The organism is Xanthomonas prunicola, from assembly GCF_002846205.1.
GTDB lineage: Bacteria > Pseudomonadota > Gammaproteobacteria > Xanthomonadales > Xanthomonadaceae > Xanthomonas > Xanthomonas prunicola.
Window position 1 is genome coordinate 1 of sequence record NZ_PHKV01000083.1, and the last position, 363, is coordinate 363.

The 363-nt window shown below is 53.4% G+C and carries 1 protein-coding gene; it reads left to right on the forward strand.

Features of this window, described 5'->3' with window-relative positions:
* Positions 1–133 precede the first annotated feature (133 nt).
* Positions 134–363 (forward strand): hypothetical protein (locus tag XpruCFBP8353_RS24170; RefSeq protein WP_211287872.1); only part of this gene is annotated, 230 nt, incomplete at its 3' end.

Sequence of the window (363 nt, forward strand, 5' to 3'; positions counted from 1 at the left end):
CTCTATGGCAGACGCTCTGAGCGGAGCTAGCCAAGAAGCAAACTTACCGCTTTTTACCTACACGCCTTTTGACGCGCTTTCAGACTGGTCCTCCAGGAATAATGTAGGAACTCGCACCCTGGGTGGAGTGCAAATGTTCGGAGGAGCTGCTGAGGTCGCAGGTGCTTTCGTTGCCGCTCCCATCTGCACAACTGGCTTGGGCTGCTTTGCGGTTGGCTATGTAGGGTTTTCTGGTGCCGACAACGCGATTAGCGGCTCAAAGACTCTTTTTGGAGGAGTATCAACTCCGACTTTAGGTGGTCGTTCGCTTCAGATGCTTGGGCTTTCGCAAGATACAGCTGAGCTCGTCTATGGGCTTACGCA